At 45.6% G+C, this 21,726-nt stretch carries 22 protein-coding genes; 9 read left to right on the top strand and 13 right to left on the bottom strand.

Features of this window, described 5'->3' with window-relative positions; translation table 11 throughout:
* Window positions 1-143: 143 nt before the first annotated feature.
* On the bottom strand, window positions 144-968 hold the full coding sequence (locus QUA13_RS04730) for a DUF3153 domain-containing protein (protein WP_333197011.1): 825 nt from the start codon (window positions 966-968) through the stop codon (window positions 144-146).
* 51 nt (window positions 969-1,019) lie between these two features.
* On the opposite strand from QUA13_RS04730, the gene QUA13_RS04725 reads away from it, so the two are divergent.
* Window positions 1,020-1,151 (top strand): hypothetical protein, encoded by a 132-nt coding sequence (locus QUA13_RS04725; RefSeq protein WP_333197010.1) that lies wholly within the window; start codon window positions 1,020-1,022, stop codon window positions 1,149-1,151.
* A 57-nt stretch (window positions 1,152-1,208) separates the two neighbouring features.
* On the opposite strand, the gene QUA13_RS04720 is transcribed toward QUA13_RS04725, so the two are convergent.
* The 3 genes from QUA13_RS04720 to QUA13_RS04710 form a co-directional block, all read right to left on the bottom strand.
* Window positions 1,209-2,513, bottom strand: coding sequence for a metallopeptidase TldD-related protein (locus tag QUA13_RS04720; RefSeq protein ID WP_333197009.1), 1,305 nt, complete (start codon window positions 2,511-2,513; stop codon window positions 1,209-1,211).
* Between the two features lie 468 nt (window positions 2,514-2,981).
* Window positions 2,982-3,503 (bottom strand): tetratricopeptide repeat protein, encoded by a 522-nt coding sequence (locus tag QUA13_RS04715; protein WP_333197008.1) that lies wholly within the window; start codon window positions 3,501-3,503, stop codon window positions 2,982-2,984.
* A 47-nt stretch (window positions 3,504-3,550) separates the two neighbouring features.
* Window positions 3,551-3,910, bottom strand: a complete 360-nt coding sequence (locus QUA13_RS04710; RefSeq protein ID WP_172184493.1) for a single-stranded DNA-binding protein — start codon at window positions 3,908-3,910, stop codon at window positions 3,551-3,553.
* A 330-nt stretch (window positions 3,911-4,240) separates the two neighbouring features.
* Here QUA13_RS04710 and QUA13_RS04705 point away from each other — a divergent pair, with 330 nt between their 5' ends.
* From QUA13_RS04705 to mreD, 3 genes are all read left to right on the top strand, one after another.
* Window positions 4,241-5,248 (top strand): rod shape-determining protein, encoded by a 1,008-nt coding sequence (locus QUA13_RS04705; RefSeq protein ID WP_006632285.1) that lies wholly within the window; start codon window positions 4,241-4,243, stop codon window positions 5,246-5,248.
* Window positions 5,249-5,335: 87 nt separating this feature from the next.
* Window positions 5,336-6,142, top strand: a complete 807-nt coding sequence (gene mreC, locus QUA13_RS04700; protein ID WP_172184491.1) for a rod shape-determining protein MreC — start codon at window positions 5,336-5,338, stop codon at window positions 6,140-6,142.
* Entirely contained in the window at window positions 6,139-6,705 is a 567-nt protein-coding gene (mreD, locus tag QUA13_RS04695; RefSeq protein WP_172184489.1) for a rod shape-determining protein MreD, read from the top strand. Before mreC ends, mreD begins: the two co-directional genes overlap by 4 nt.
* A gap of 84 nt (window positions 6,706-6,789) precedes the next feature.
* Here mreD and QUA13_RS04690 read toward each other — a convergent pair whose 3' ends face one another.
* A complete protein-coding gene (locus QUA13_RS04690; protein ID WP_333197006.1) occupies window positions 6,790-7,581 on the bottom strand; it encodes an HAD family hydrolase in 792 nt (263 codons plus the stop codon).
* Window positions 7,582-7,827: 246 nt separating this feature from the next.
* Here QUA13_RS04690 and argB point away from each other — a divergent pair, with 246 nt between their 5' ends.
* The 3 genes from argB (at window position 7,828) to QUA13_RS04675 (ending at window position 11,153) form a co-directional block, all read left to right on the top strand.
* Window positions 7,828-8,739: an acetylglutamate kinase gene (gene argB, locus QUA13_RS04685; protein ID WP_333186186.1), complete on the top strand. Its 912-nt coding sequence runs from the start codon at window positions 7,828-7,830 to the stop codon at window positions 8,737-8,739.
* Between the two features lie 163 nt (window positions 8,740-8,902).
* Window positions 8,903-9,169 carry a DUF4926 domain-containing protein gene (locus QUA13_RS04680; RefSeq protein WP_172184483.1) on the top strand — a complete coding sequence of 89 codons (267 nt, stop codon included), beginning with the start codon at window positions 8,903-8,905 and terminating at the stop codon, window positions 9,167-9,169.
* A gap of 241 nt (window positions 9,170-9,410) precedes the next feature.
* Entirely contained in the window at window positions 9,411-11,153 is a 1,743-nt protein-coding gene (locus tag QUA13_RS04675) for a cellulose-binding protein (protein ID WP_445242679.1), read from the top strand.
* Between the two features lie 17 nt (window positions 11,154-11,170).
* Here QUA13_RS04675 and QUA13_RS04670 read toward each other — a convergent pair whose 3' ends face one another.
* The 4 genes from QUA13_RS04670 to msrA form a co-directional block, all read right to left on the bottom strand.
* Window positions 11,171-11,752: a DUF948 domain-containing protein gene (locus tag QUA13_RS04670; protein WP_172184475.1), complete on the bottom strand. Its 582-nt coding sequence runs from the start codon at window positions 11,750-11,752 to the stop codon at window positions 11,171-11,173.
* Window positions 11,753-11,789: 37 nt separating this feature from the next.
* Window positions 11,790-12,131 carry a YtxH domain-containing protein gene (locus tag QUA13_RS04665; protein ID WP_333186196.1) on the bottom strand — a complete coding sequence of 114 codons (342 nt, stop codon included), beginning with the start codon at window positions 12,129-12,131 and terminating at the stop codon, window positions 11,790-11,792.
* Between the two features lie 121 nt (window positions 12,132-12,252).
* The gene (locus tag QUA13_RS04660; RefSeq protein ID WP_333197004.1) at window positions 12,253-12,558 is read right to left on the bottom strand and encodes a hypothetical protein; all 306 of its coding nucleotides are present in this window, start codon (window positions 12,556-12,558) and stop codon (window positions 12,253-12,255) included.
* A 164-nt stretch (window positions 12,559-12,722) separates the two neighbouring features.
* Window positions 12,723-13,376 carry a peptide-methionine (S)-S-oxide reductase MsrA gene (msrA, locus tag QUA13_RS04655; RefSeq protein WP_172184469.1) on the bottom strand — a complete coding sequence of 218 codons (654 nt, stop codon included), beginning with the start codon at window positions 13,374-13,376 and terminating at the stop codon, window positions 12,723-12,725.
* A 316-nt stretch (window positions 13,377-13,692) separates the two neighbouring features.
* On the opposite strand from msrA, the gene QUA13_RS04650 reads away from it, so the two are divergent.
* Window positions 13,693-13,830 (top strand): hypothetical protein, encoded by a 138-nt coding sequence (locus QUA13_RS04650; RefSeq protein WP_333186200.1) that lies wholly within the window; start codon window positions 13,693-13,695, stop codon window positions 13,828-13,830.
* Window positions 13,831-14,093: 263 nt separating this feature from the next.
* Here the strand turns inward: QUA13_RS04650 and QUA13_RS04645 are convergent, their stop codons facing one another.
* Together QUA13_RS04645 and QUA13_RS04640 are read right to left on the bottom strand one after the other, a co-directional pair.
* Complete coding sequence (locus QUA13_RS04645) at window positions 14,094-15,008, bottom strand: DUF6999 family protein (protein ID WP_333197003.1); 915 nt, start codon at window positions 15,006-15,008, stop codon at window positions 14,094-14,096.
* The gene (locus tag QUA13_RS04640; protein ID WP_333197002.1) at window positions 15,008-16,876 is read right to left on the bottom strand and encodes a 3-oxoacyl-[acyl-carrier-protein] synthase III C-terminal domain-containing protein; all 1,869 of its coding nucleotides are present in this window, start codon (window positions 16,874-16,876) and stop codon (window positions 15,008-15,010) included. Before QUA13_RS04640 ends, QUA13_RS04645 begins: the two co-directional genes overlap by 1 nt.
* A 247-nt stretch (window positions 16,877-17,123) precedes the next feature.
* Here QUA13_RS04640 and QUA13_RS04635 point away from each other — a divergent pair, with 247 nt between their 5' ends.
* The gene (locus QUA13_RS04635) at window positions 17,124-18,140 is read left to right on the top strand and encodes a hypothetical protein (protein WP_333197000.1); all 1,017 of its coding nucleotides are present in this window, start codon (window positions 17,124-17,126) and stop codon (window positions 18,138-18,140) included.
* 171 nt (window positions 18,141-18,311) lie between these two features.
* Here the strand turns inward: QUA13_RS04635 and serS are convergent, their stop codons facing one another.
* On the bottom strand, window positions 18,312-19,592 hold the full coding sequence (serS, locus tag QUA13_RS04630; RefSeq protein WP_333196998.1) for a serine--tRNA ligase: 1,281 nt from the start codon (window positions 19,590-19,592) through the stop codon (window positions 18,312-18,314).
* Between the two features lie 473 nt (window positions 19,593-20,065).
* Window positions 20,066-21,697 carry an iron uptake porin gene (locus QUA13_RS04625; protein ID WP_333196997.1) on the bottom strand — a complete coding sequence of 544 codons (1,632 nt, stop codon included), beginning with the start codon at window positions 21,695-21,697 and terminating at the stop codon, window positions 20,066-20,068.
* Window positions 21,698-21,726 lie beyond the last annotated feature (29 nt).

Genomic DNA, 21,726 nt, shown 5'->3' with positions numbered 1-21,726 from the left:
CTGTTTTTGGCAGATGTTCCAGTTTTTTTGATAATATCAAATCTTCTCAATTAAACATAATATTCAGGGAGGGGCGGGTTTATTGTAGCTCGGAGAGTTGATTGAAGAGATTGGTTAACCCGCCCCGGCAGGACATATTCTCTTTAGGTTTGACCGATTTTTTGCGGTTTCTTGCCGATTCCCAGTGCTGGCAATATTTGATATTTCAAAGCAATGCCCGCCGCCACAAATAAGGCAATAATCAGCGCCCCAATTCCTACGGGACTGGGAATCCAGAATATCGCCTCCAAATAGTTAATTTCCCCTGGTTTGAGCTTCCAAACTAACTGTTTTCCCTGCTGATAGCTTTCGGGAACCAGCGCACCGGCGACAGTTTCAATACTTTTGGCACCCCAAGGCGTGTTCAAGCTAAAATCTAGCTCCAAAAGTCCCCCCGGACTCAGCAGCAGACTGCCGTTAGAGGAAATCAGAGAAAGAGAGCGCAAATCCAATTCCAAACTCAACCGATTTCGCAGCACCAATAACAAATTATTCTGCTTGACACTCAGGTGAGATTCAAACTTCGGCAAATCGGTTTCTAGCGGACTTGCGACCCTAGATTTTGCGGTTGGTGCGATCGGATTGTAAAATTGGTTGAACTTGTCTTGCAACTCGGCTCCATTATTGAATGGAATCGTCACTAGAACTTCTGTATCGGAAAGCCGTTTAGTTTTTCCGTCCAGCAACCTCACCCGGCGTTCTACGCTTTTCAACCATTCTGCAACAGTTTGGCTGCTGAAGCTCGTCAACCTTTCCCCCAGTTTAATGTGCTGCACGATTTCGCCGCGAGTTTGACTTTCAAAGTTAACCCCGACATCGTACTGAACGCATCCAGTCACTAGAGTTAAAAGGCAAAAAACCAAAGGTAAAAGAAAGAAAAAGTGCTTTTTCTTCTTCCGAGTTCCATCCTTGACATTTTGCTCTTTCATTGTACGTTTTTCCCTGTTTTTCCCTATTTGCATGAATTAGCAAAGCGCTGAATGGCCGACACTGTTTCTATGTTTGTTTTGCACGTCTGGACTTACGAACCGCTTACCAAAAATCCGGTTTCTGCGCTGCCAAAAGGCGATTTCACAGAGGATTTGTGGCAGAAGCAGGTTTTTTTGACGTGAGTGCTAACATTTTGCTGGCAGCAGTGTCGGCCTTACCTGGAATTAACCGCACTGAACTTATTGCCTGGAAGCTACACCCAACTGTTGAAACAGCATACTCGGCAAATATGCCGCACCGCCTACCCATTCGGCTTCGCTGCTCAAATCTGCCAAATTTTTAAAGGCTTCAAAAATGCTGCCTGCCACCATTGTATTCTTGACGCGGCCGACTATTTTGCCTTTTTCTACTTTATAGCCTAAGTCCAAATTGACAGAAAATTCGCCAGCTAACTGATTGGACTGACCGGCACCTAAAACTTGCTCTACTATTAGACCTTCGTCCATGCTAGCAATCAAGTCTTGAGTGGCGGTATTTCCTGGGGAAATGCAAAAGTTAGTCAAATCAGGGCCTGGGCGAGACAATCCGCCACGAAAACCGTTGCCGGTTGATTGTACACCGGCGCGAGCGGCCCACCTGCGATCCCAATAAAATCCGGTGACAGTACCTTTGTCTATCAAGACTTTGCGGGTGGTGGGCGTACCTTCGTCGTCAAAGGGGCAAGCAGAAGGGCCTAAAGTGGGGTCTTCAAAAAAGGTAAAGCGTTCGTCAAATAAGGTCTCGCCGATTTTGTCGGCTAGGGGAGAGGCTTTTTGAACTACTGTTTGACCTGAAAGGATGGTATCAAACAGGCTGCCGAGGGTGCTAGCGGCGGCTCTGGGGGTAAATAATACTGGGTAGGAACCGCTGGTGATGGTGGCTGAATGTTCGGCGAGGCGGTATTTTTCGAGGAGTGATTGGAGGATGCTGTCGGTGTCCAGGGGCCGATCGCGCGCTACGTCGTAACTGTATGCTTGCATAAAGTCTTCTCCCTGTACCAAATTGCCAGCAATAGTGCCGCTGACTATTTGGCTGCTTCTTTCGGCATACACGTCTTGCGTGGTGGCAATTTTGACGATGCCGCTGCGGACGTGAAAGCCCACATCTACCATAATATCGGGATTGTAGGCGTGAACTTGCTCGATCAGGTTTTTGCCGTTTTCGACTAATTCTTGAGTTGTGGGTGGAGTGTAGGTGGTTTCCGGGCCTTTGAGGTGGAAGTTGGAGGCGAGTTCAAATTCTGCAGGGTCGCCGATTTCGGCTGTTTGAATCGCTGCATCTACTAAATCGTCTATCCGCGTTAAATCTGTGGAACTGGCAAAACCGATTTTGCCAGAGTGAATCAGTCGGAGTGCTACGCCTTGCAGGGCTTTGGTTTGCAGGGATTTGAGGCGATTGTTTTCAAATTCGATCGGCGTGTCTTGACTCGACAGGTAGTATACCTCAGCGGCCGAAGCTCGCTGACTTGCCAATTTCAAAATCTGCTCTAGGGTAGAATCACTCACAATAATAATAGCCTTTCAGGTTTGGTCTTTGTTTTATTTTAGCTTTGTTCGCTGGCAGCCTGACACTCATACAATTTTAGATTTTAGATTGGGAATGACTGATATCGAATGCCCGGTTTTTATACCACTTTTAAGAAGTGTTGCTTCAATATACCTTTTGCAGGTATTCGTTCTCCTATCTTTAAAGGCATTTGCGTTGCATTTGCGTTGCATCTACGGTTTCCCTATCTCAAGATTTATGCAATAAGTCTCATCATTAACCTGAGCCGAATTATTTAAAGTCGCCGATACCAACACCTGACACGGCATTACCATTTCGCTACAGATACTCGCGTACAATCTATTTTCTGTATTTTAAAGGGCTTCTTTTACTTATTACTTAATTTGAGTTACTTTTCCTGAAAAAATGTGTTTTTATTCGATTATTTTTCATGCCCAACAGTTGATAAACTATAAGTCTTACGTGAGCTAAATAAACCAAATTAAGCTTGCTAAAGTAATTATGATAGCCATTAACGCCACCCAAATAAACCTATTATCTTTCGTATTAACCTGACTTAAATCTACAGGTTCTGGTACGCTGGGCTGGGGTTTAGCGTACTTGATCTCAGCATTCGGATTAGCTTGAAAACTGATTGATTGATTTTCATCTAAAGCTGCCAAATCAGGGATTTTCACCATCCATTCAGGAGGGATAGTGAGTTTGGGAGCTTCGAGAATGAACAGCAAGCGCTTTGCTTGTTGGCGGGTTTCTTGGCGGGGATGGCGGGTGAGCTTGCGGCAAAGCTCGATCGCCTTTTCTGTATTGCCAGAGGCTTCGTAGGCTGTCACTAGCCACATCTGCACCTCACCGCCCAACCGGGAATTTCGATCGACTAAACCGGTAGCTGTTTCTAAACTCTGCACAGCTTCAGCATACCGGCCACTCTCAAAAGCTACTTGCCCAGCTTGGTACTCAGTTTGAACAATTTCTAACTTTTCTGAAGTCACGAGCACCCACCCAATTCACAAATATTACTTCTCAAATTCCCCAAACGCTAGAATTCGCTGTTGTTTTGCGACATACCCGACTCGTTGTCGCGTTTGGAACCCAGCAAGTCTAAATGGTCTACCTTAATTACCGGCTTCGAGCGATTTGAACCCGTATTGCGGTCTTGCCAGCGATCGAACTTCAAAGAGCCTGTGACGCCAATTAGAGAGCCTTTGCGAACGTAGTCAGCAGCAATCTGCGCTGTTTTGCCCCAGATTTCCAGATTGAACCAGTCTGGTTGATCGCTGTTCTTGGTTCTGCGGTTCACTGCCAGCGTCAAACTACACTTAACTGTACCCGACTCAAAATACTTCACGTCCGGGTCGCCGCCGACGCGGCCTACTAAAGTCACAACATTAAGACTCATAAACTTTTTTGGGAATGTGGTCGATCGGTGATGTAGTTAAACAGTCCACACGCGCATTAGCCTCCAAACTTAACTTGGAACAACGCTTGTGAGGCTTCATCCTGATTGTACACCCACTTAGCAGAACATATTGATGGTGGATGATTGGCAAGTCTGCGCTCAACCTGAGCTCGACAATGTACATTTCTGACTAGACTCAGGATGAAAAACGTAATAGAATCCACCTCGGTTACATTTTTGTAACAACATTATTGCACACAATAGTATTTTAGTTTTTGGGGGGGGTACAAATCAGTGGGTCTTCTCAATCGATTTTCGTTATCTAGAGATATGGGTATCGACCTCGGTACTGCTAACACGCTCGTTTATGTATCGGGCAAAGGTATTGTTCTGCAGGAACCTTCTGTAGTGGCGATCGACCAAGATTTAAAAATACCGCTGGCTGTTGGAGAAGAAGCTAAAAAAATGCTCGGGCGCACGCCAGGGAACGTCATAGCACTTCGTCCGCTTCGCGACGGGGTAATCGCAGACTTCGATACGGCCGAACTAATGCTCAAGACTTTTATCCGCAGGGTTCACGAAGGCCGAAGCTTAGTTTCGCCCCGGATCATTATTGGCATCCCCAGCGGTGTCACCGGAGTTGAGAGGCGTGCTGTCATTGAGGCGGCGACTCAGGCGGGTGCTAGAGAAGTACGGTTAATTGATGAACCTATCGCTGCTGCGATCGGGGCTGGACTGCCTGTTGCTGAGGCGACTGGCAATATGATTATAGATATAGGCGGAGGTACGACGGAAGTTGCGGTTTTGAGTTTGCAAGGTACGGTGATCAGCGAGTCTGTACGGGTAGCCGGCGACGAACTCAACGAGGCGATCGTCCAATACATGAAAAAAGTTCACAATTTGGTCATAGGCGAACGCACTGCTGAAGAAATTAAGATTCAGGTGGGTTCTGCATATCCAACTCCAGAGGATGACGACGTAATGATGGAAGTGCGCGGCTTGCACTTACTGTCGGGTTTGCCGCGAACTGTTACTATCAAAGGCCCAGAAATTCGCGAAAGTATGTCGGAACCGCTTTCAGTAATTGTGGAAGCTGTCAAGCGTACTTTGGAACGCACCCCCCCGGAATTAGCAGCAGATATTATTGACAGGGGAATTATGCTCGCTGGTGGTGGCGCGCTGATGAAAGGTTTAGATACTCTGATCAGTCACGAAACAGGAATTGTCACTCACGTGGCAGCCGATCCGCTGTGCTGCGTGGTTTTGGGAACTGGTAGGGTATTGGAAAACAAACAGTTGGAACGGGTTTTCAGCGGGCAGTCGTCGCGTAATATGTAGTTAACAAATTTGGGATTGTGGATTTAGAAATACGGCTGCAATCTCAAATCTAAAATGCTGAGATAACAATTTTAGATTACTGAAATTATGCTAAAAAATACATTCCGAAAGTGGTGGGATCTGCGGCTGCAAATTGCTCTTTTAGGTTTAGCTGTAACTGCCGCTTGGGGAGTTCGGCAAACACAAGGTGCGGCAGTATTTGAAGTTTACAATTGGGTGACTCGTCCTTTTCACGCCAACGGCTCTGGGCAAGAGGAGCTGATCTCGGCGCGCACTCAAGAATTGCAAGCGCAGCTATTAGAATTAGAAAATCAAAATCAGAAGCTAAAAGAGCTTTTAGGTTACGTTTCGGGTAAGAAACCTCAAGGAATTGTAGCTCCTATTGTCGGTCGGAGCGCCGACCACTGGTGGCAGCAAGTAACCTTGGGTCGCGGCAGTAACGATGGCATTAAAACAGATTTTACTGTGATGGGTCCCGGCGGTTTAGTAGGCAGGGTTGTCAGCGTTACTCCTAATACTAGCTTGGTGCTGTTAGTCAGCGACGCTACGAGTCAATTGGGTGTGGGAATTACCCGCAGTCGCCACATGGGTTTTATGCGCGGGAAAGGCGGAAATCAGGCTGTGATGGAGTTTTTTGATAATGTTCCTAATGTCAAGCCTGGGGATGTGGTTTCAACTTCTTCTTTCAGTCAGTTGTTCCCTCCTGGTTTGCCGGTGGGAAAAGTGGTTTCGGTGGATATGAATAAAACTCCGGCTCCAGAAGCTGTTGTTGAGTTCTCTGCACCGATGAATTCTCTGGAGTGGGCGGTGGTTTACCCCCACTCTAAGCAAGCCGAAACAAAGGATTCGCAGAGTCAATCTTCTGCACCATCTGAGGGAGTACAGCAGCAATGAAAGCTTTATCTCGGATGTCTTCGCGATCGCGCCAATTTCTCAATTTCGCAGTTACATTTCTATCTGTGATGCTGTGCATACTGATATTGCCCACTCGGATGCCGGGAATGGAATTGCTGGGAATTGGGCCGAACTGGCTGTTAATTTGGTTGGTAGCTTGGAGTATTAAGCGGAAACGTACAGTTTGGGGGGCTGGTAGCATGGGCTTGGTTTTGGGGTTTCTTCAAGATGCGATGACGGCTCCTCATCCCACCCACGCTGTGAGTCTAGTTGTTGTCGGAATCCTAACTGTTGTTTTGCAGAAAACCTGGTCGATTCCGGCAGATATTGTTGAGAGAGATCCGATTCCGATCGCGTTAATTGTATTTGGGATGGCGGTGGTAGCGGAAACGGTGATGGGGCTGCAATTTTTTGCTATGGGCGATCGGGCTTTACTGGAAATTTGGAGCTATCACCAGCGAGTGGCTTTGTGTTCTGCTATTCTTAGCAGTCTTTGGGCTCCGGTGATTTATTTTCCCCTCAATCGCTTGTGGGAAATGACCAGGAATGTAGAAAAGCCTTAGTTAGTCATTAGTCCTCAGTCATTAGTCCTTAGTCAACAGTTAACAGTCAACAGTTAACTGTTAACTCATTACTGTTAACTGGAGTCATTCTACTATTACTTGTTGGCCGGAACCTAATAAGTGATGAACGGCAATAATCAAGTCGCTGAGAATGAAATTAGGTTGGTGCTTTTGTAGTTGATAGCGGCTGCGAATTCCGCAGGTAACGGCAATTGTAGGTATTCCTAATGCTTGTCCTGCGAGGATGTCTGCTTCTGTATCTCCGATCATCCAAGCCGAACCCAGCGATGACTCAAATTCTTCTGCAACTTCAGCCAACAATTCAGTTTTTAAGGCTGTATAGTTGTGATAGGCGGCATCCGCCATCTGAGTTCCGCGAATGCTGGTAAACAGTCTGGCTAAACCGTAATTTTGTAACAGTTGAACGGCTTGATTTCTCGGCCGCAGGGTGACTAAAATCAGTCGCACGCCGCGGGAGTGCAGAAGTCCGATCGCCCATTGCACTCCCGGCTGGATGCGATCTAAGTGCAACAAGTCTGGCTGATTGACAATCTGACTCACGCATCCGAGAAAAACGTGAATTTCTTCTCCCGACAAGCCGGAACTTTTGGCTATTTCAGCATCGGGCACTCGGTTTTGTTTCATTTGCCAAAACTGCTGTTTGCTGAGGATTTGGAGGTTGAGGTTGATTCCCCTAGCAAGATAAGCTGCTTGAGTGTCGGCCAATCCCTGTTGATAGGTGGCGTAGTAGCGATCGGACACATCGACTATGGGCCCGTCTAAATCGCAAAATACCGTCATCCGGGGGGATGAGTCAGTCTCTGATGGTAGCTTGTACTGAAGGTTTTCGGAGTCTTGGGCGACAGCAGTTAACATAAAACGTTAAGTAAATCAAGGGAGCTATACATTTCTTGACTGTAGCAAAAAATGTATAAGTTATAATACATAATTTTTAATGACTTTATTAAAAAAACCTATGAAATTTTTGAGGATGGGGTTCAATAAAGGCGATCGAGCCTGCGCGTGGATAAATTCAAGGCAAAAAGTGATTTTTGTGGCTGTTGATATGTGCTTTAGCCATTAAAGTTTAGAATTAAGTTTTTAGTCTTTTGTAATTTACCCATGCTCAAACAAAGCGATTTTGTTAGGAATTCGGACACTAATCGAGTAGAGGTGCTGTCCGAAGCACTGCCTTACATTCAACACTTTGCCGGTCGCACCATAGTGGTCAAATATGGCGGTGCGGCGATGAAAGATAGCAATCTCAAAGACAAGGTGGTTCGGGATATTGTGCTGCTAGCTTGCGTGGGGATGCGTCCGGTTGTGGTTCACGGCGGCGGCCCGGAAATTAATATTTGGCTGGAAAAATTGGGAATTGAGCCGCAATTTAAGGATGGTTTGCGGGTGACTGATGCGGCGACAATGGAAGTTGTAGAAATGGTTTTGGTGGGGAAAGTAAATAAGGAAATTGTTTCGTTAATCAACCAAGCTGGCGGCAAAGCAGTGGGATTGTGCGGCAAGGATGCCAATCTGATTCAAGCTCGTCCAGATGGTCGGGAAGGAATTGGATTTGTTGGTGAAGTCAGCAGCGTGAAAATCCAGATTTTGGAGTCTTTGGTGAACAGCGGTTATATTCCGGTGGTGTCGAGCGTGGCAGCCGATGAAAAGGGTCAATCTTACAACATTAATGCTGACACGGTGGCTGGGGAAATTGCGGCTGGTTTGGGAGCGGAAAAGTTGATTTTGATGACTGATACTGCGGGAATTTTGGAGGATTATCACAAGCCGGATAGTCTGATTGCTAAGTTAGATATTCAAGAAGCGAGACAGTTGGTTGAGTCGGGAGTTGTCTCTGGGGGGATGATTCCGAAAGTTAATTGTTGTGTGCGGAGTTTGGCCCAGGGTGTAAATGGTGCTCACATTATTGACGGTCGAATTCCTCATGCTTTGCTGCAAGAAATATTTACGGATGCGGGGATTGGGTCGATGATTGTGGCTTCTGAGTTTAGCAGCGCGAACTTAAGGCCTAAGTAAGGGGTAAATCCTAGCGTGGGGAGGGCGGGTGCGTGAAATGGGTAAACTCGCTGAAAGCGTGTATATTCTAACTAAACCTGCCCCTAAAAACCTGGAGAAGGTACTTCTGGGAAATTACTTCAACTAATTCTAACCGTTGTTGGATTTCAGCTTTTGTTAAACTATGCTCAAAAACTTTAGACTTTTGGATTCTGTTGCGATTCTCAAGCCGATTTCAAATACGCGATTAGCGCTAGTGGAACCAGAATACGCATCTATTTCTAGTTTGCCAGTTGGACTTGTGGGAACTATTATTGAAGTGTATGATGATACGGGAAAGGAATGTCAGTATTTAGTGGAGTTTGCTGATAGCCAAGGGAGTGAATATGCTATGGCTATGTTGAAAGCAGATGAAATTTTAGTTCTGCAATATGAACTTGCAGTTGCTTAGTAATGTGAGGAGAATAGAAGTTAGATAAGGGCGATCGCACTTGGGGACAGAAAGGGCGATCGCCCCTCCACTGAGAGGCAAAAATGTTAATAATCTTATAGCTGATAGTTTGAGAAGGAACTTTTTGATAAAATATCGAAATTAAAACTGTCTTACCGCTCGGATTTTACCTAAAACAATAAAATCAGTCAAAATTATGTCTCGATTAAGTATCAGATCGAACAAAAAAGCTCTGGGCTTTGTGCTGGGTTTATTAATTTTTGTCATTTTCATTCCCGGATGTTGGGCTTTAACAACTAATATTGCTCCCACAGCAGCACGGCAAGTAGATAACAAAGTAGCTGTGCGTGCAGATGTACAAAATACGTCAAATTCTCGCTCTTCTTTAGGAGTTGGGCTTAGTGGTATTGCTGACTACTCCACACAATTACCGTTTTTAGATGCTTTTAAATCTTCTAGACAATGGATCACTCAATGCGTCACCGGACAACCAAACTGTAAAGGTGAATGGGATACAGAGGAGTATAATCTTTTAAACCTTGATGAAAATGGGTGGGTGAAGTCTCTTCCGTCTCCCGAAGATGCTCCTAAATATACTAGGGTAAGTACGCTATTACTGAGGGAAATCCCCAATCGCTATCCTTCAGGGCAATATATTGTTACTTATGAGGGTGAGGGTGCGATCGAATATACCTATGATGCCAAAAAAGATGAGGCTGCGTCGAAACCCGGGAGGGATATCATTAATGTGGATGCCACACAAGGCGGAGGCATAATGATTACAATTACTGCTACCGATCCAAAGAAAACAGGGAACTATATCCGCAATATTAAAGTTGTTCGATCCCAAGATGAACAGCTTTATCAAAGCGGTGAAATATTTAATCCGCTGTTTATAGACAAGATTAAAAAGTTTAAAGTTTTGCGTTTTATGGACTGGATGGGAACAAATGGTTCGGAACAAAAAGACTGGTCAAACCGACCTAAACCAGAAAGCGTATCCTATGCTTATAGAGGAAATGTTCCCATAGAAGTTATGGTGAATTTAGCTAATAAAGTCCAAGCAGAACCCTGGTTTAATATCCCGCATCAGGCTACTGATGAATATATGACTAACTTTGCTAAAAGGGTAAAAGATAGTGTAGATCCAAAGCTGAAAGTTTATGTAGAGTATTCTAATGAGGTTTGGAATTGGTCATTTCCACAATCGCATTATGCTTTGGAACAAGGTAAAGCGAAGTGGGGAGATAAAGGCGATGCTTTTATGCAGTGGTACGGAATGCGTACTGCTCAAATGTGCGATATCTGGAAAGGTGTTTTTGAGGATCAAAAGAATCGAGTTGTCTGCGTTTTAGGAGTTCAAAGAGGCTGGAGAGATTTAGAAACTTATGCTTTAGAGTGTTCCTCTTGGGTAGCTGAGGGCAATAAACCTTGTTATCAACACGGGATTGATGCCCTAGCCATAGCTGGATATTTTAGCGGCAACTTGGGCGGGAAAGAAAGTGTCAGCACAGTAGAGTCTTGGTTGAAGGACGCAGATGGCGGGTTTGGAAAAGCTTTTAAGCAATTAAGAGAGGGGGGGTTACTTCCTGGCTTCAAAGATAGTTTGCCAGATGTTGATAATGACTTTAGGTATTTCTTAGATGTGGCTCAAAAAAAAGGTCTCAAGTTATTTGTTTACGAGGGCGGTCAACATATTGTAGGTACTGAAGGAGTGGAGAATAACGAAAAACTGACTGAGTTTTTTATGGAATTAAATAGGCGTCCAGAAATGTATGATATGTACACCCAATTACTGAATAGTTGGAAACAAGCTGGAGGCAGTCTTTTCATGCACTTTGTGGACGTGGGTGGATTTAGTAAGTGGGGAAGTTGGGGCGCTTTGGAATATGTGGAACAAAAGGGTTCGCCTAAGTATGATGCTTTGATGGATTTTATCGATCGGAATCCTTGCTGGTGGGATGGCTGTGCTGTGGAGGGATGATGAGGAATTGGGTGCAATCAAGAATCGTTCGATCGCACTTCTTCAAAATCTTCCGCATCCCCCGGCAAACCCGAACCATCGCTACCCCTCAACCGTGGCGATTCCCCATTACTCGCACCCGCACCGTAAGGCCCAGAATACCTATCCTCCAAACCCGAATCCCTCAGCGAAATCGCACTTCTTTGACTCGGCGATAATCTCTCTGTCGATCGGCGATTTGTCCCAGACACGGGCGGCTTCCGAGTTAAAGTTTTCCAAGCAGCCTTAATCCCAGTCACCACGCTGCGAGTTGTTACCTGCACGTTTTGCGCCTGCTTTTTAGCGCTACCAATACTTCGATCGACCTGTTTGACAACCTCGCCCGCACTTTGTACTCCCTCGCTGACATCATCCGTCAACTCGCTAATTTCCAGCCCCGTCAACCGAATCGCCTCCAAAGTGGGCGGAAATTCGCGAGAAAGCGTGTCAGCGAGCTTTTCCACGCTGCGCGCCGCCCTGGCCAGGGCTTGCACTGCAGGTATTAAAGTCACTAAAACAGCAGTCAGGCTAACTGCCACTAGAAAAATCGAAAGTCCTAGCCAAAATATGGGATCGCTCACTTGAATCTGGGATTTGGGGTTTGGGATTTCATGTCATTTAGCGGACGGGAGGGCGCAACGGGGGACTCACTTCGACTTCAGTTTCCGACAGCGTTTGGCGTTCCCGCTGAGTCGCTTCCAAACCAGCCGCGATCGCCTCTTTGAGTCTAATCAAAGTTTCGTCCCAATTTCGGATTGCAGTTTCAGAAAGTCGATCGGCTTGCAACTGCACGCTAGTAGATAAATCTTCCGCCAACTCCGGCAAAGCATCAGCCGATTTTTTCAATATCTGCCGCGTCTCCTTGCCCGTTCGCGGTGCCATCAGCAACCCAGTTACGGCCCCGATCGCAGAACCCACAAGCAAACCGCCAATAAATAATCCTGAACGTTTAGTTGACATTTGTATAACTTCTCTCTATACACCAATTTTAGGCACGTTTGCCCTATCGCAGCCCTTTGCAAAGGTAGAAATATTGTTGACAATCCTAAGGAGTCAGCACGGGCGACTGTTTTAGGATAGCTTACCTCAAAGGTCGAGCGCGCCTCCGCCAAAGTGTCCGTCCCAAACCAAGCAATCCCAAAAGTTGCTGAACTTGTTGCAGTTGCAATTCTAATTGTTGATAACGCCGTCGCAGTTGGCGGGCACCTTGCTGCCTGTTAGCAAGAAAATCCGGCGACGTGCTGAGGACATTACTGCTACAGCGTTCGATTGCTGCGATCCGACTTTCTAAAAGTGCGATCGTCCGCCTGATTTTCCACACCTTCGCAGCGATATAAAAGCAAACCAGAGATATTAGTAGATTGATAATTACAACAGCACTCAACATTTAATACCTGTTTTAAACTACTAACATATTCAGCTTTTTGTTGCTGCCTAGAACCCCTCTTGTGTAGGGACACAACAATGTTGTGTCCTCATCCATTTTGTAGGGACACAACAATAATGTTGTGTCCCGCTCTATGTGTCCCTATCCCTAAGCTGAGTCAAGTTTTAAGCCTGAGACATAGCAGGCAAACAAACCTTAGTACCGCCCAAACCGCAATAACCGTTCGGGTTTTTAGCAAGATACTGCTGGTGATAACTTTCTGCGTAATAAAACTCAGGAGCCTCAATAATCTCAGTCGTAATCTTGCCGTAACCTGCAGCCGTCAAAGCCTGCTGGTAAGCATCTCGCGAAGCTTCAGCTTGCTGCATTTGGGTAGCTGAATACGTGTAAATTCCCGATCGGTACTGAGTACCAGAATCATTGCCCTGACGCATTCCTTGAGTAGGATTGTGACTTTCCCAAAAAACTTTGAGCAGCGTTTCGTAACTAATTACTTTCGGATCGAACACAACCAGAACTACTTCGTTATGTCCCGTCATCCCGCTGCAAACTTCGTTGTAAGTAGGATTTGGAGTAATCCCGGCTGCGTAGCCAACAGCCGTCGAAAAAACTCCATTTTGCTGCCAAAATTTGCGTTCTGCTCCCCAAAAACAGCCCAGGCCAAACAAGGCAGTCTCCATGCCGTTTGGAAAGGGAGGTTTGAGCGGATTGCCGTTAACAAAGTGACTTGCCGGTACCGACATCGACTCTGCCCGTCCCGGTAATGCCTCTTGGGGAGAGGGCAGGCTCGACTTTTTGCCAAATCCAAATAGCACCATAAGTTTGTGAGGGGATCTCTGATAAACGTCTTTACCTTACTTAATAATATCAGATCTACACTAAAATAGTCGCCCTCTTGAAGGTAGAAGGTAAAAGCCAAAAGGCAGATTTTTTTTACGGATGCTTTTTGGTGATACTGCTCACTGCCAACGCAGTTTTCAATCACATTAGGCCGTGCTATCTGTCACCAAACTATACCTAAAATATCACTTATTGTTCAGGTATAAATCACGCAGATTTCAGGCAAAACATCCGATGATTAAAGGTATGGTGTTGTAGTAGTTATTCAATACCAGTTTTTGGGAGTGTGTACAAATGGCGGCTAAACCTTGCAGTGAACCCTTAAAATCCAATCCGTTTATTACTTACCGCGACCCGATTACAGGTAAATGGATTGTTGTGAATCAGAATTTGCCGAAATCAGCGGAATACTTACAGCTAGCAGCAGCTTGAGTTTTCCTATTAACTTTACCTGAAAAATCAACTATAATTTCTGATTGCGTAAGGGCGGTTTTACCAGCCATCTATGCCTAAAAAAACAATCTCGTAAACCCGCCCCGCTCAACGGTCAATTTGAATCTACATTTTTTTTATATCAAAGAAAGGGTTGATGTAGATTATTAGTTGTATGAGGCGGGTTTAGCTAGATTGTTTGCCGTTATTAAATATTTTTTGTAAAACCCACCCTACGGTATTTAGGGTTATTTAATCGGAGTTTAGTTCATCTCTTTTTGCAGTTCCAAATACCGATATAGATATTCCGAAATTATCCCGTGCAAAAACAAGTCGCGTGCCGCATTAAACGGACTGTTTGGCGCTAGCGGATGGCGGTTGACAATTACATGATTCCAGTCGCAATTTCCAGTAATCTCGCTGACGTAAACTCCGAAGTTTTCATCTAACTGAAGCGACATCACTGCTCGCGCAAATTCGTCGCTAGTCAAACACAGAGAATAAAAAACTTTAAACAGCTCGATCGCAGATTCTAAATCCAGAATTTTTAGCCATCTGCGTTTTTCAAAATCTATTGAAACTTCTACTGGTTGAATGCTATCATAATTAATTCCCCGTTTTTTGACTGCCTGCAACCAGTTAGGATTTGTCAGCATTGCCTGGTTGTAATCCCAGACAAAGTTATAGAGAATTAAGTCGTGTTCGAGAAACGCATTGTTAGCTAAATCGCTAACTGTGCGCGGATAAAGCTTTGACTTTTCAATCTGGGTGTCGGGGCCGTTATCAATCAAGAAGTTGATAATGTTGGAGCCGGCGCAGATGTGCCGGACAATTAAATAACAAGCTTCTGGCGAGACAAAGTTATTCAGGAAAAATGCAGCCGATTTGTGCATTAAAGTGTAAGCGCGAAATTGAAATGGCAACAGGCGCTTTGTTGTCATAATTACCGCCAGCAATACGTTAGCAATTACTTTGATCGGGATGAGCAAATAATTGCGAGTCCAGCTTTGCAAATCCCTCATCATGTAGGCTTTTGCCACTAAATCGACGGGAATCGACCGATCGCAAAACAGCACGTCCCAAACATTCGGATCTCGGCGGTTGTAGGGTTTGGTAGCGTAAGGTATTTTTCGCTCATCTGGGAGATTTTCGGTATCTTGTTTTTGCAGCTTTTGCATTAGCGAATTTCCTCCAATTGCAGCAAATATAAACGAGCAGTGACGCGAGCGGTTTTGACAATGCGGCGGGCTATATCATCTGTCATCCATTCGGCATTAATCAAATTTTCCAGTTTGCCGAGGTGCGACTCGTCGTTAGCTCCGTGATAAGCTAAAAACGATACTTGTTCATCTTGCAAACCGAGAGTTTCTTGAATTTGTTTTGCCCATTTTCCTGCCAACCGATTGCCCAATCCTTCGATGATAAACATACTGCCAATTAAATCTACCGGATTTTCCCGCGATGCTTGGTGGAAGATAAAAGCTGACAGTGCTTCGCTGCCAATATTCTTATCATATTCCACAATTTTTGACAATTCACCGCCCACAGCAACATAATTTTGTTCTAGCATTTGATAGTCGCGGTGTTCGTCTTGAGCGTGACCGATAAAAGTCGATCGCAGTCGAAAATCACTCATGTTAGAAGCAGCGCGAGCAATCCAGCGAGCTCCCTCGACAACTTGCGGGCGCAGATTGCAAAGTAAAGCTTGATAGTCTTCTATTGTAAACTCTCCCCGGTACAATTTGCGGACAATGGGAACAGAACGAATTTCGCGATCGAACTTCAGCCAAATCCATGCTAACTCCCGCAACAAATAAGCTTGCGGAGAGTTGGGCTGTTCGGGTTTAACACTTTCGAGAGGCGAAGCTTCGGGAACCTCAAGAAAGTTAGAAATTTGAGAAATTATAGGTTGATTGGCATTTTCGACAGCAGTTAACATCATGTAGGCGGTTGTAAATCGCCCGCTTTCAGGCACAAAGCAAAAGATTTTTTGCCCTGGCTGCAACTTACCAGAATTGAACAATTCCTCTAACATTAAATAAATCGCAGCGCACCCTGTATTTCCCCGCGTGTACAAGTTAGTAAACCATTTTTTTTCGGGAATCATGCAGTCTGCTTGTTCCAGAAGTTCTACAATTTGTCCCCGGAAAAAATGAGACGAGTAGTGGCAAAGCAACCAGTCTATTTCTTGCGGACAAACCCTCCCTGATTTAATCAACCGCAGCCAACCTTCAACGCCTAATTTCATTACATTGTCCAGCAAGCGAATATTTTGCCGCAAGTCAAAAGCTCCCGCTGTGGCTGCATCGAGGTAGGAGGAATAATCCAACCAGCTTTTAGTTGATGTTTCGTTGGCTAATCCTGAATACATACAAACAGGATAGGCGTTGGCGTGGGAAACAAGTTCAATCCATTCTATTTTTAAACTAATTCCCGTAGAGTTGGGATGGTTTTGCAGCAACAATGCTCCGGCACCGTCTGATAGCATCCAGCGCAAAAATTCTGTATCGAAAGGCAGGGGTTTTCCCGCTTGCACGGAAGTTTCAGCTTCAAATTTGGTGTTTTTGAACAGGCGCGAGGGAAATTCGGAAGCGACGGCAATTGCTGTTTGTTTTTTGCCGAGTTCGATTTGGGATGCGGCGTAATTTAAAGCACTAACTCCGGCACAGCAAACTCCTTGAGTTGACACTATTTCTAGAGGAGATAATTCGGAAAGTTCCCCGTGTACTGTGCTGGCAAATCCCGGTACTAATAAGTCTGGTAAAGTGGTAGCGCAGGCCAATAAGTCGATCGCCCCTGGTTCCAAATTTCCCTGGGCGAGCGCGTCACGGACGGCAAACGCTGCCATTTGGCTGTTAGAATATAGTGTTTGCTGCTGTTTGTCGATCGCGTAGTAGCGCTGTTGAATGCCGTTGCTGTTGAGAATTCGCTGCCTGGCTCTCGAAGGGCGCGAGGCAATTTTGCCGAGATACTCTTCCATCTCATCATTATTAATTGGCGAGCCGGGTAAAAATTTGCCAATCCGATTGATATAAGCACTGTACATGGGGTAAACCTCTAAAGTTGCTAATTTACTCGGGTTCGTTGTTTTGTTAAATCAAGCCAGAAATATCTAAAATTGATTGTGGCTTGGGAAGCAGTGAAGTTGCAACGAGAAACTAGCTATCTTGTCAAGCTTCTCGAAATCACAGAAATCGAGCAACAGCAAGCACAAGTCACCTGAATCATGGTGAAGTTTTTTCAGAAAGTGAGCCAATATGTAAGTAGAGTTCCTTCACTGCTTGGCAACTACAATGGATTTGGAAGAAATAAATGTTTGGTATTCTCAATCTCAACGACGCACGGCTGTCTCGCTGTTGATGAAACGAGTCGGCGTAACTCGCACTAGGGCTGAATGCTTTATCAGGCTGTGGATTTACTTATTGGTTAAACAGCTTCAGGAAAATCAGCCCCGCCTCAAACCGCCGCTGGCGAAACTGGAATTGCCCGCAACAGAAGTGCAGTGCACTCACCGGGAAGCCGCAGAACTATTTTACTGCGATTCCGATCGCGGTAGCGATCGCGCGGCGGGAATGATGTTAGATAAATTAGCAGCCCTGGGGTTAATTAAAAAACACTTTGACGGTAACACTACAGAAATAGAAATTCAACCTATTCCAGAAATTTTAAATATTTCCGAACCTCAAAATCCCGTACAACTCGAATTAGATAATTTTAACCCTCGGTGCGACGCGATTCCCGTTGCAAATTTATTAGCCACCAATTACAACTGGATGAACCGCAACACAAACGCCGTTCCCCACAAAATTGCTAAAATCCTGCGGCTTTTGGCCAGTCAATACTCAAAAGGAATGCGAGTTTTGCGCCGCTCAGATAATCTCAATCCAGTCGGATTTTACTTACTTTATCCCACCGCTACCGAATCTGAAGTAAATTTTTTTAACGCTCCTAGCAAAAGCCTTCATTTAAGTTCAATTTCCGATATCGATCCTTTCAATATGGCGCTACCAGGAGATCCAAATTGCCAGTCTGTATTTGTCCGCAGTTGGATGATCGATCCGCAGTATTTGTCAGAATACCGAATTGCTTTCCTCGAAGACACACAAAAATTTTTAGTCGAAATGCAAACAGATTTTCCCAATCTTTGCGACTTGTACACGCTGATGATTCACCCCATGTACGAAAAACAGGCTCTGGCTTTGGGATTTCACAAGACTAGCAGTGACAGTCAGTTATCTGTTTACTGGATGTATCTCGCATTGGATAGATTTTTGGCCCTCGATATCAAGGAAGCTCTAAGAAATTTGTAATATAGTATCAATTCCGGCTGCGCCGGAATGATATAGAGGATACGGCAGTGCCGTATCCCTACGGTGATAAATTTTAGGGACACGGCACGGCGCCGTGTCCTGATTTCGGGTAATATTAATTCCGATGCCACCGAAATTAATATTACTCGGCGATTTCAATAGCCTAGTGACTTATAAAACCTCGCGTCCCAAGTATTGTTGCAGCACTTCCGGCACTTTTACAGTTCCGTCTGGCTGCTGGTAATTCTCCAAAATTGCCGCCATTGTGCGGCCTATAGCTAAACCGGAACCGTTGAGGGCGTGAACAAATTGAGTGCCTTTTTTCCCCGCTTCTTTAAAGCGAATATTTGCCCGCCGCGCCTGAAAATCTGCGACGTTGGAACAACTGGAAATCTCGCGGTATTTGCCAGCAGATGGCAGCCACACCTCTAAATCGTAGGTTTTTGTCGCCGCGAAACCTAAGTCGCCAGTACACAGTTCGATCGCCCGGTAAGGCAATTTCAGCGCCTGCAAAACTCCCTCAGCATCCTGCACTAACTTTTCGTGCTCTGCCTCGGAGGTACTCGGATGCACGAGTTTCACCAATTCAACTTTATTAAATTGGTGCAGTCGAATTAATCCCCTCGTATCTTTGCCGTAACTGCCAGCTTCGCGGCGAAAGCAAGGAGTGTAAGAACAGTGATAAATTGGCAACTGTTCTGCTGTCAAAATTTCACCTCTGTACAAATTGACAACCGGAACTTCGGAAGTAGGAATTAACCACAAATCATCTTGGTCGCACTTGAAACTTTCTTCGGCAAATTTGGGTAATTGACCCGTAGCAGTCAGGGATTCAGTGTTAACTAAAAATGGGGGAATAACTTCTACATAACCTGCTTTTGTGTGGCGGTCGAGCATAAATTGAATTATCGCTCTTTCCAAGGCTGCACCAGATCCAATTAAGGTGACAAAGCGGGGCTGAGCGATTTTTACTGCCCGTTCAAAGTTGATAATTCCTAATTTTTCGCCGATTTCCCAGTGCGGTAAAATACCGGAATTTTGGGGAATGTATTCGTCTCCCCAGCGCCGGATTTCGATGTTTTCCTCTTCATTTTTGCCGATCGGTGTTGACGGGCTCGGCAAGTTTGGCAGCGGTAGCAATAAAGCTTCTATTTGAGCTTTTAGGTCTTTTTCTTCTGCTTGCAGTTCGTTCGACTGCGTGCCGACTGCGTTGCCTTCTGCTTGCAAAGTTTGAATTTCGGGAGATTCGAGGGGTAAACCCGATTTTCTTTTTTGACCGATGAGTTTGGCAATTTCGTTGCTGCGGGCTTGCAGTTGCGATCGCTTGCCTTCCAACTCCCGCTGCTGTTTGTCTAATTGCAAAATCGGCTCGATTTCATAGTTACCTCCGCGCAGGTTGAGGCTTTCTTGCACGGCTTGCGGGTTTTCTCGGATTAATTTGAGGTCTAGCACAGATTTATTCTAAATTTTAAATTTTATCGGACTTGCGCTCATAAACCCGGTTTCTTGGAAAATCTTGGCTTTGGCAAGCATAAATCTATGAATTAACAAGGTTTCTGAGGATTCCTGCGTCTGTCCTATCTTAGGTTAAGGGGGACAATCCGCTCGAACCTACAAGTTTTATCAATGTTTTATAACCTCAAATATAACTTATTTTAATTAAAAAACCTTCCAGGGTGTCACCAATCAGGGGTGACACCCCACAATAGATGCTATAGTAAGCACATTAGTAGATGCACCCTGATAATTTTCTACCCCAGCCAGCGATGGTAGGGGTTTTTTGTTGTGTGGCATGGAATAGAAGCCCTGGATGCACTATCAGTCTAAAAAACCCGGTTTCTTGTGATTATTGTCTCAAATGAGGCAATTACGTCAAGAAACTGGGTTTTTGCGTCCAGGACTAAGTTAGTAAAAGATCTTTCCTGTTAAAAGTTAAAGCCCGTGCGGAGCAACCAAACCCATTGAGTGTCGTTGCGGCTGTCATTCTCAGGATTAACAACGGCCCAAACACCAGGGGTGATGGAAATGTTGTCGTTGACCTGAAAGCGATAGAACGCTTCAATGTGATAGGAAGTATCTCGCTCGCGGCGCACATTACTGCTCGTCACGCGACCTGGCAAACCCACCAAAATTCCGGGTAGGTTGCCTTCACCTCCTACATCTGGGAAACTTATCCCGATCGCTGCATACACAATATCGGCGCGATCGTTACCGTCAACATTTAGCAAAACCACGCCACCTCTACCATCAGAAACGCTGCTAACACCAGAATTTTCTGCATTGGCGCGAGTATAAACGCCCCAACCGTGAACTTGGAAGCGGGGAGCAAGGCGGTAGAATCCTTGTACGGCTACAGAATCGCTGGATGTAGCAATATTGTCCCCAAACGGTCGCGCAGCCAGAAAACTGCCCGTACCGCCTGTGAGGTCGGCTTTACCGCTGGGTGCAAAGGTACGAGAATAGGCTACGCCAATTGCTCCGCGATCGGCCCGGTAGGCAAGCTGAACCAGAGCATTGTAGGAACCGTTGAATAAACCGTTACTTTGCTGCGAGAGATTGGGATTGCCCGCGACATAGCCCACAGTCAGGGTGAGGTTTTTGACGATCGTCCAGTTGACAGCAGCACCGCCACCTCCCCGGCGGTAGAGGGGGCTGTATTGTCCGAACTTTGAGGGAATTCCCTCACTATCGCTAGCGATCGTGGGAGGAGTCAGCAAATCGGTAATATCCGAATACCCAACACCTGTCGGGCCAACGGTCAGCGAGAGATTAGAGGTCAGCGGGGTGACATACAATATGTGAGGGACGGTGATTGTGTTATCGACATTGCCATCAAAGTTCAAGGCAGTCATATTTGTACCCGTGTTGTCGGCAATCCTGCCCAAGTTGCCGAATTCCAAACGGGTTCTCAGCATATCGCGACCGGTGAAGCTGGTTTCCAAATTTAATCGGCCCCGGTTGGCAATAATAGTGTTGGTGCGATCGCGCGAATCCCCAACACTGTTACCCGAGGTATCTGTTACCACCACGATAATTTCCGCATTCAGTTTCGTCGTAGTCGAGAACTGATTCGCTTCTAGTTCGGCTGTGCGTGCATCGAGAGCATCGACTCGACCCCGCAACACCGATAATTCAGTTGCAAATTCTGCTTGCAGTTTTTGGACGATCGCTAAATCTTCCCCAGTAATCTGGTTGGTTGTTCCTGTGGCAATTAGTTCGCTGACTCGATCGAGACAGCTATTCAATCCTGCGGCAAATTCGTACCGCGTCAGCGCCCGGTTTCCTCTGTAAGTTCCGTCGGGATAACCGACTATGCAGCCGTAGCGTTCTACTAGAGATTGCAGCGCCTGAAACGCCCAGTCAGTGGGTTTTACATCCGAGAGTTGAGAGACAGAATTCACCTGCGCGAAGGGTTTTTCTGCCAAGGTATTTAACGGTTCAGGAGCAACTAATCTATCAATTGGGGCAGCAAAACTTGGGGATGATGTTAGTAGAAATACACCCGGTGATGCCAGGATAAAAGCAGTAATCAGGTGAGGAAAATGCTGGATGTGCATAGGACAAAGCTCCGGATAAGGAACCGATC

Origin of the sequence: Microcoleus sp. S28C3 (assembly GCF_036700785.1) — a bacterium.
In the GTDB taxonomy this organism is placed as follows: Bacteria; Cyanobacteriota; Cyanobacteriia; order Cyanobacteriales; family Microcoleaceae; genus Microcoleus; species Microcoleus asticus.
The sequence above is the reverse complement of the archived record's forward strand: the minus strand, read 5'-3'. Positions and strand labels throughout refer to the sequence as shown.

What these genes read in the sequence shown, in the direction of transcription:
- QUA13_RS04665 (WP_333186196.1), bottom strand. Translation starts at nt 12,131, where the DNA reads ATGTCAACTAAACGTTCAGGATTATTTATTGGCGGTTTGCTTGTGGGT.
- mreC (WP_172184491.1), top strand. Translation starts at nt 5,336, where the DNA reads ATGCTAAAAAATACATTCCGAAAGTGGTGGGATCTGCGGCTGCAAATT.
- QUA13_RS04730 (WP_333197011.1), bottom strand. Translation starts at nt 968, where the DNA reads ATGAAAGAGCAAAATGTCAAGGATGGAACTCGGAAGAAGAAAAAGCAC.
- QUA13_RS04635 (WP_333197000.1), top strand. Translation starts at nt 17,124, where the DNA reads ATGGATTTGGAAGAAATAAATGTTTGGTATTCTCAATCTCAACGACGC.
- QUA13_RS04710 (WP_172184493.1), bottom strand. Translation starts at nt 3,910, where the DNA reads ATGAGTCTTAATGTTGTGACTTTAGTAGGCCGCGTCGGCGGCGACCCG.
- QUA13_RS04705 (WP_006632285.1), top strand. Translation starts at nt 4,241, where the DNA reads ATGGGTATCGACCTCGGTACTGCTAACACGCTCGTTTATGTATCGGGC.
- QUA13_RS04640 (WP_333197002.1), bottom strand. Translation starts at nt 16,876, where the DNA reads ATGTACAGTGCTTATATCAATCGGATTGGCAAATTTTTACCCGGCTCG.
- argB (WP_333186186.1), top strand. Translation starts at nt 7,828, where the DNA reads ATGCTCAAACAAAGCGATTTTGTTAGGAATTCGGACACTAATCGAGTA.
- QUA13_RS04625 (WP_333196997.1), bottom strand. Translation starts at nt 21,697, where the DNA reads ATGCACATCCAGCATTTTCCTCACCTGATTACTGCTTTTATCCTGGCA.
- QUA13_RS04680 (WP_172184483.1), top strand. Translation starts at nt 8,903, where the DNA reads ATGCTCAAAAACTTTAGACTTTTGGATTCTGTTGCGATTCTCAAGCCG.
- QUA13_RS04660 (WP_333197004.1), bottom strand. Translation starts at nt 12,558, where the DNA reads ATGTTGAGTGCTGTTGTAATTATCAATCTACTAATATCTCTGGTTTGC.
- QUA13_RS04725 (WP_333197010.1), top strand. Translation starts at nt 1,020, where the DNA reads ATGGCCGACACTGTTTCTATGTTTGTTTTGCACGTCTGGACTTACGAA.
- QUA13_RS04645 (WP_333197003.1), bottom strand. Translation starts at nt 15,008, where the DNA reads ATGCAAAAGCTGCAAAAACAAGATACCGAAAATCTCCCAGATGAGCGA.
- QUA13_RS04650 (WP_333186200.1), top strand. Translation starts at nt 13,693, where the DNA reads ATGGCGGCTAAACCTTGCAGTGAACCCTTAAAATCCAATCCGTTTATT.
- QUA13_RS04690 (WP_333197006.1), bottom strand. Translation starts at nt 7,581, where the DNA reads ATGTTAACTGCTGTCGCCCAAGACTCCGAAAACCTTCAGTACAAGCTA.
- msrA (WP_172184469.1), bottom strand. Translation starts at nt 13,376, where the DNA reads ATGGTGCTATTTGGATTTGGCAAAAAGTCGAGCCTGCCCTCTCCCCAA.
- mreD (WP_172184489.1), top strand. Translation starts at nt 6,139, where the DNA reads ATGAAAGCTTTATCTCGGATGTCTTCGCGATCGCGCCAATTTCTCAAT.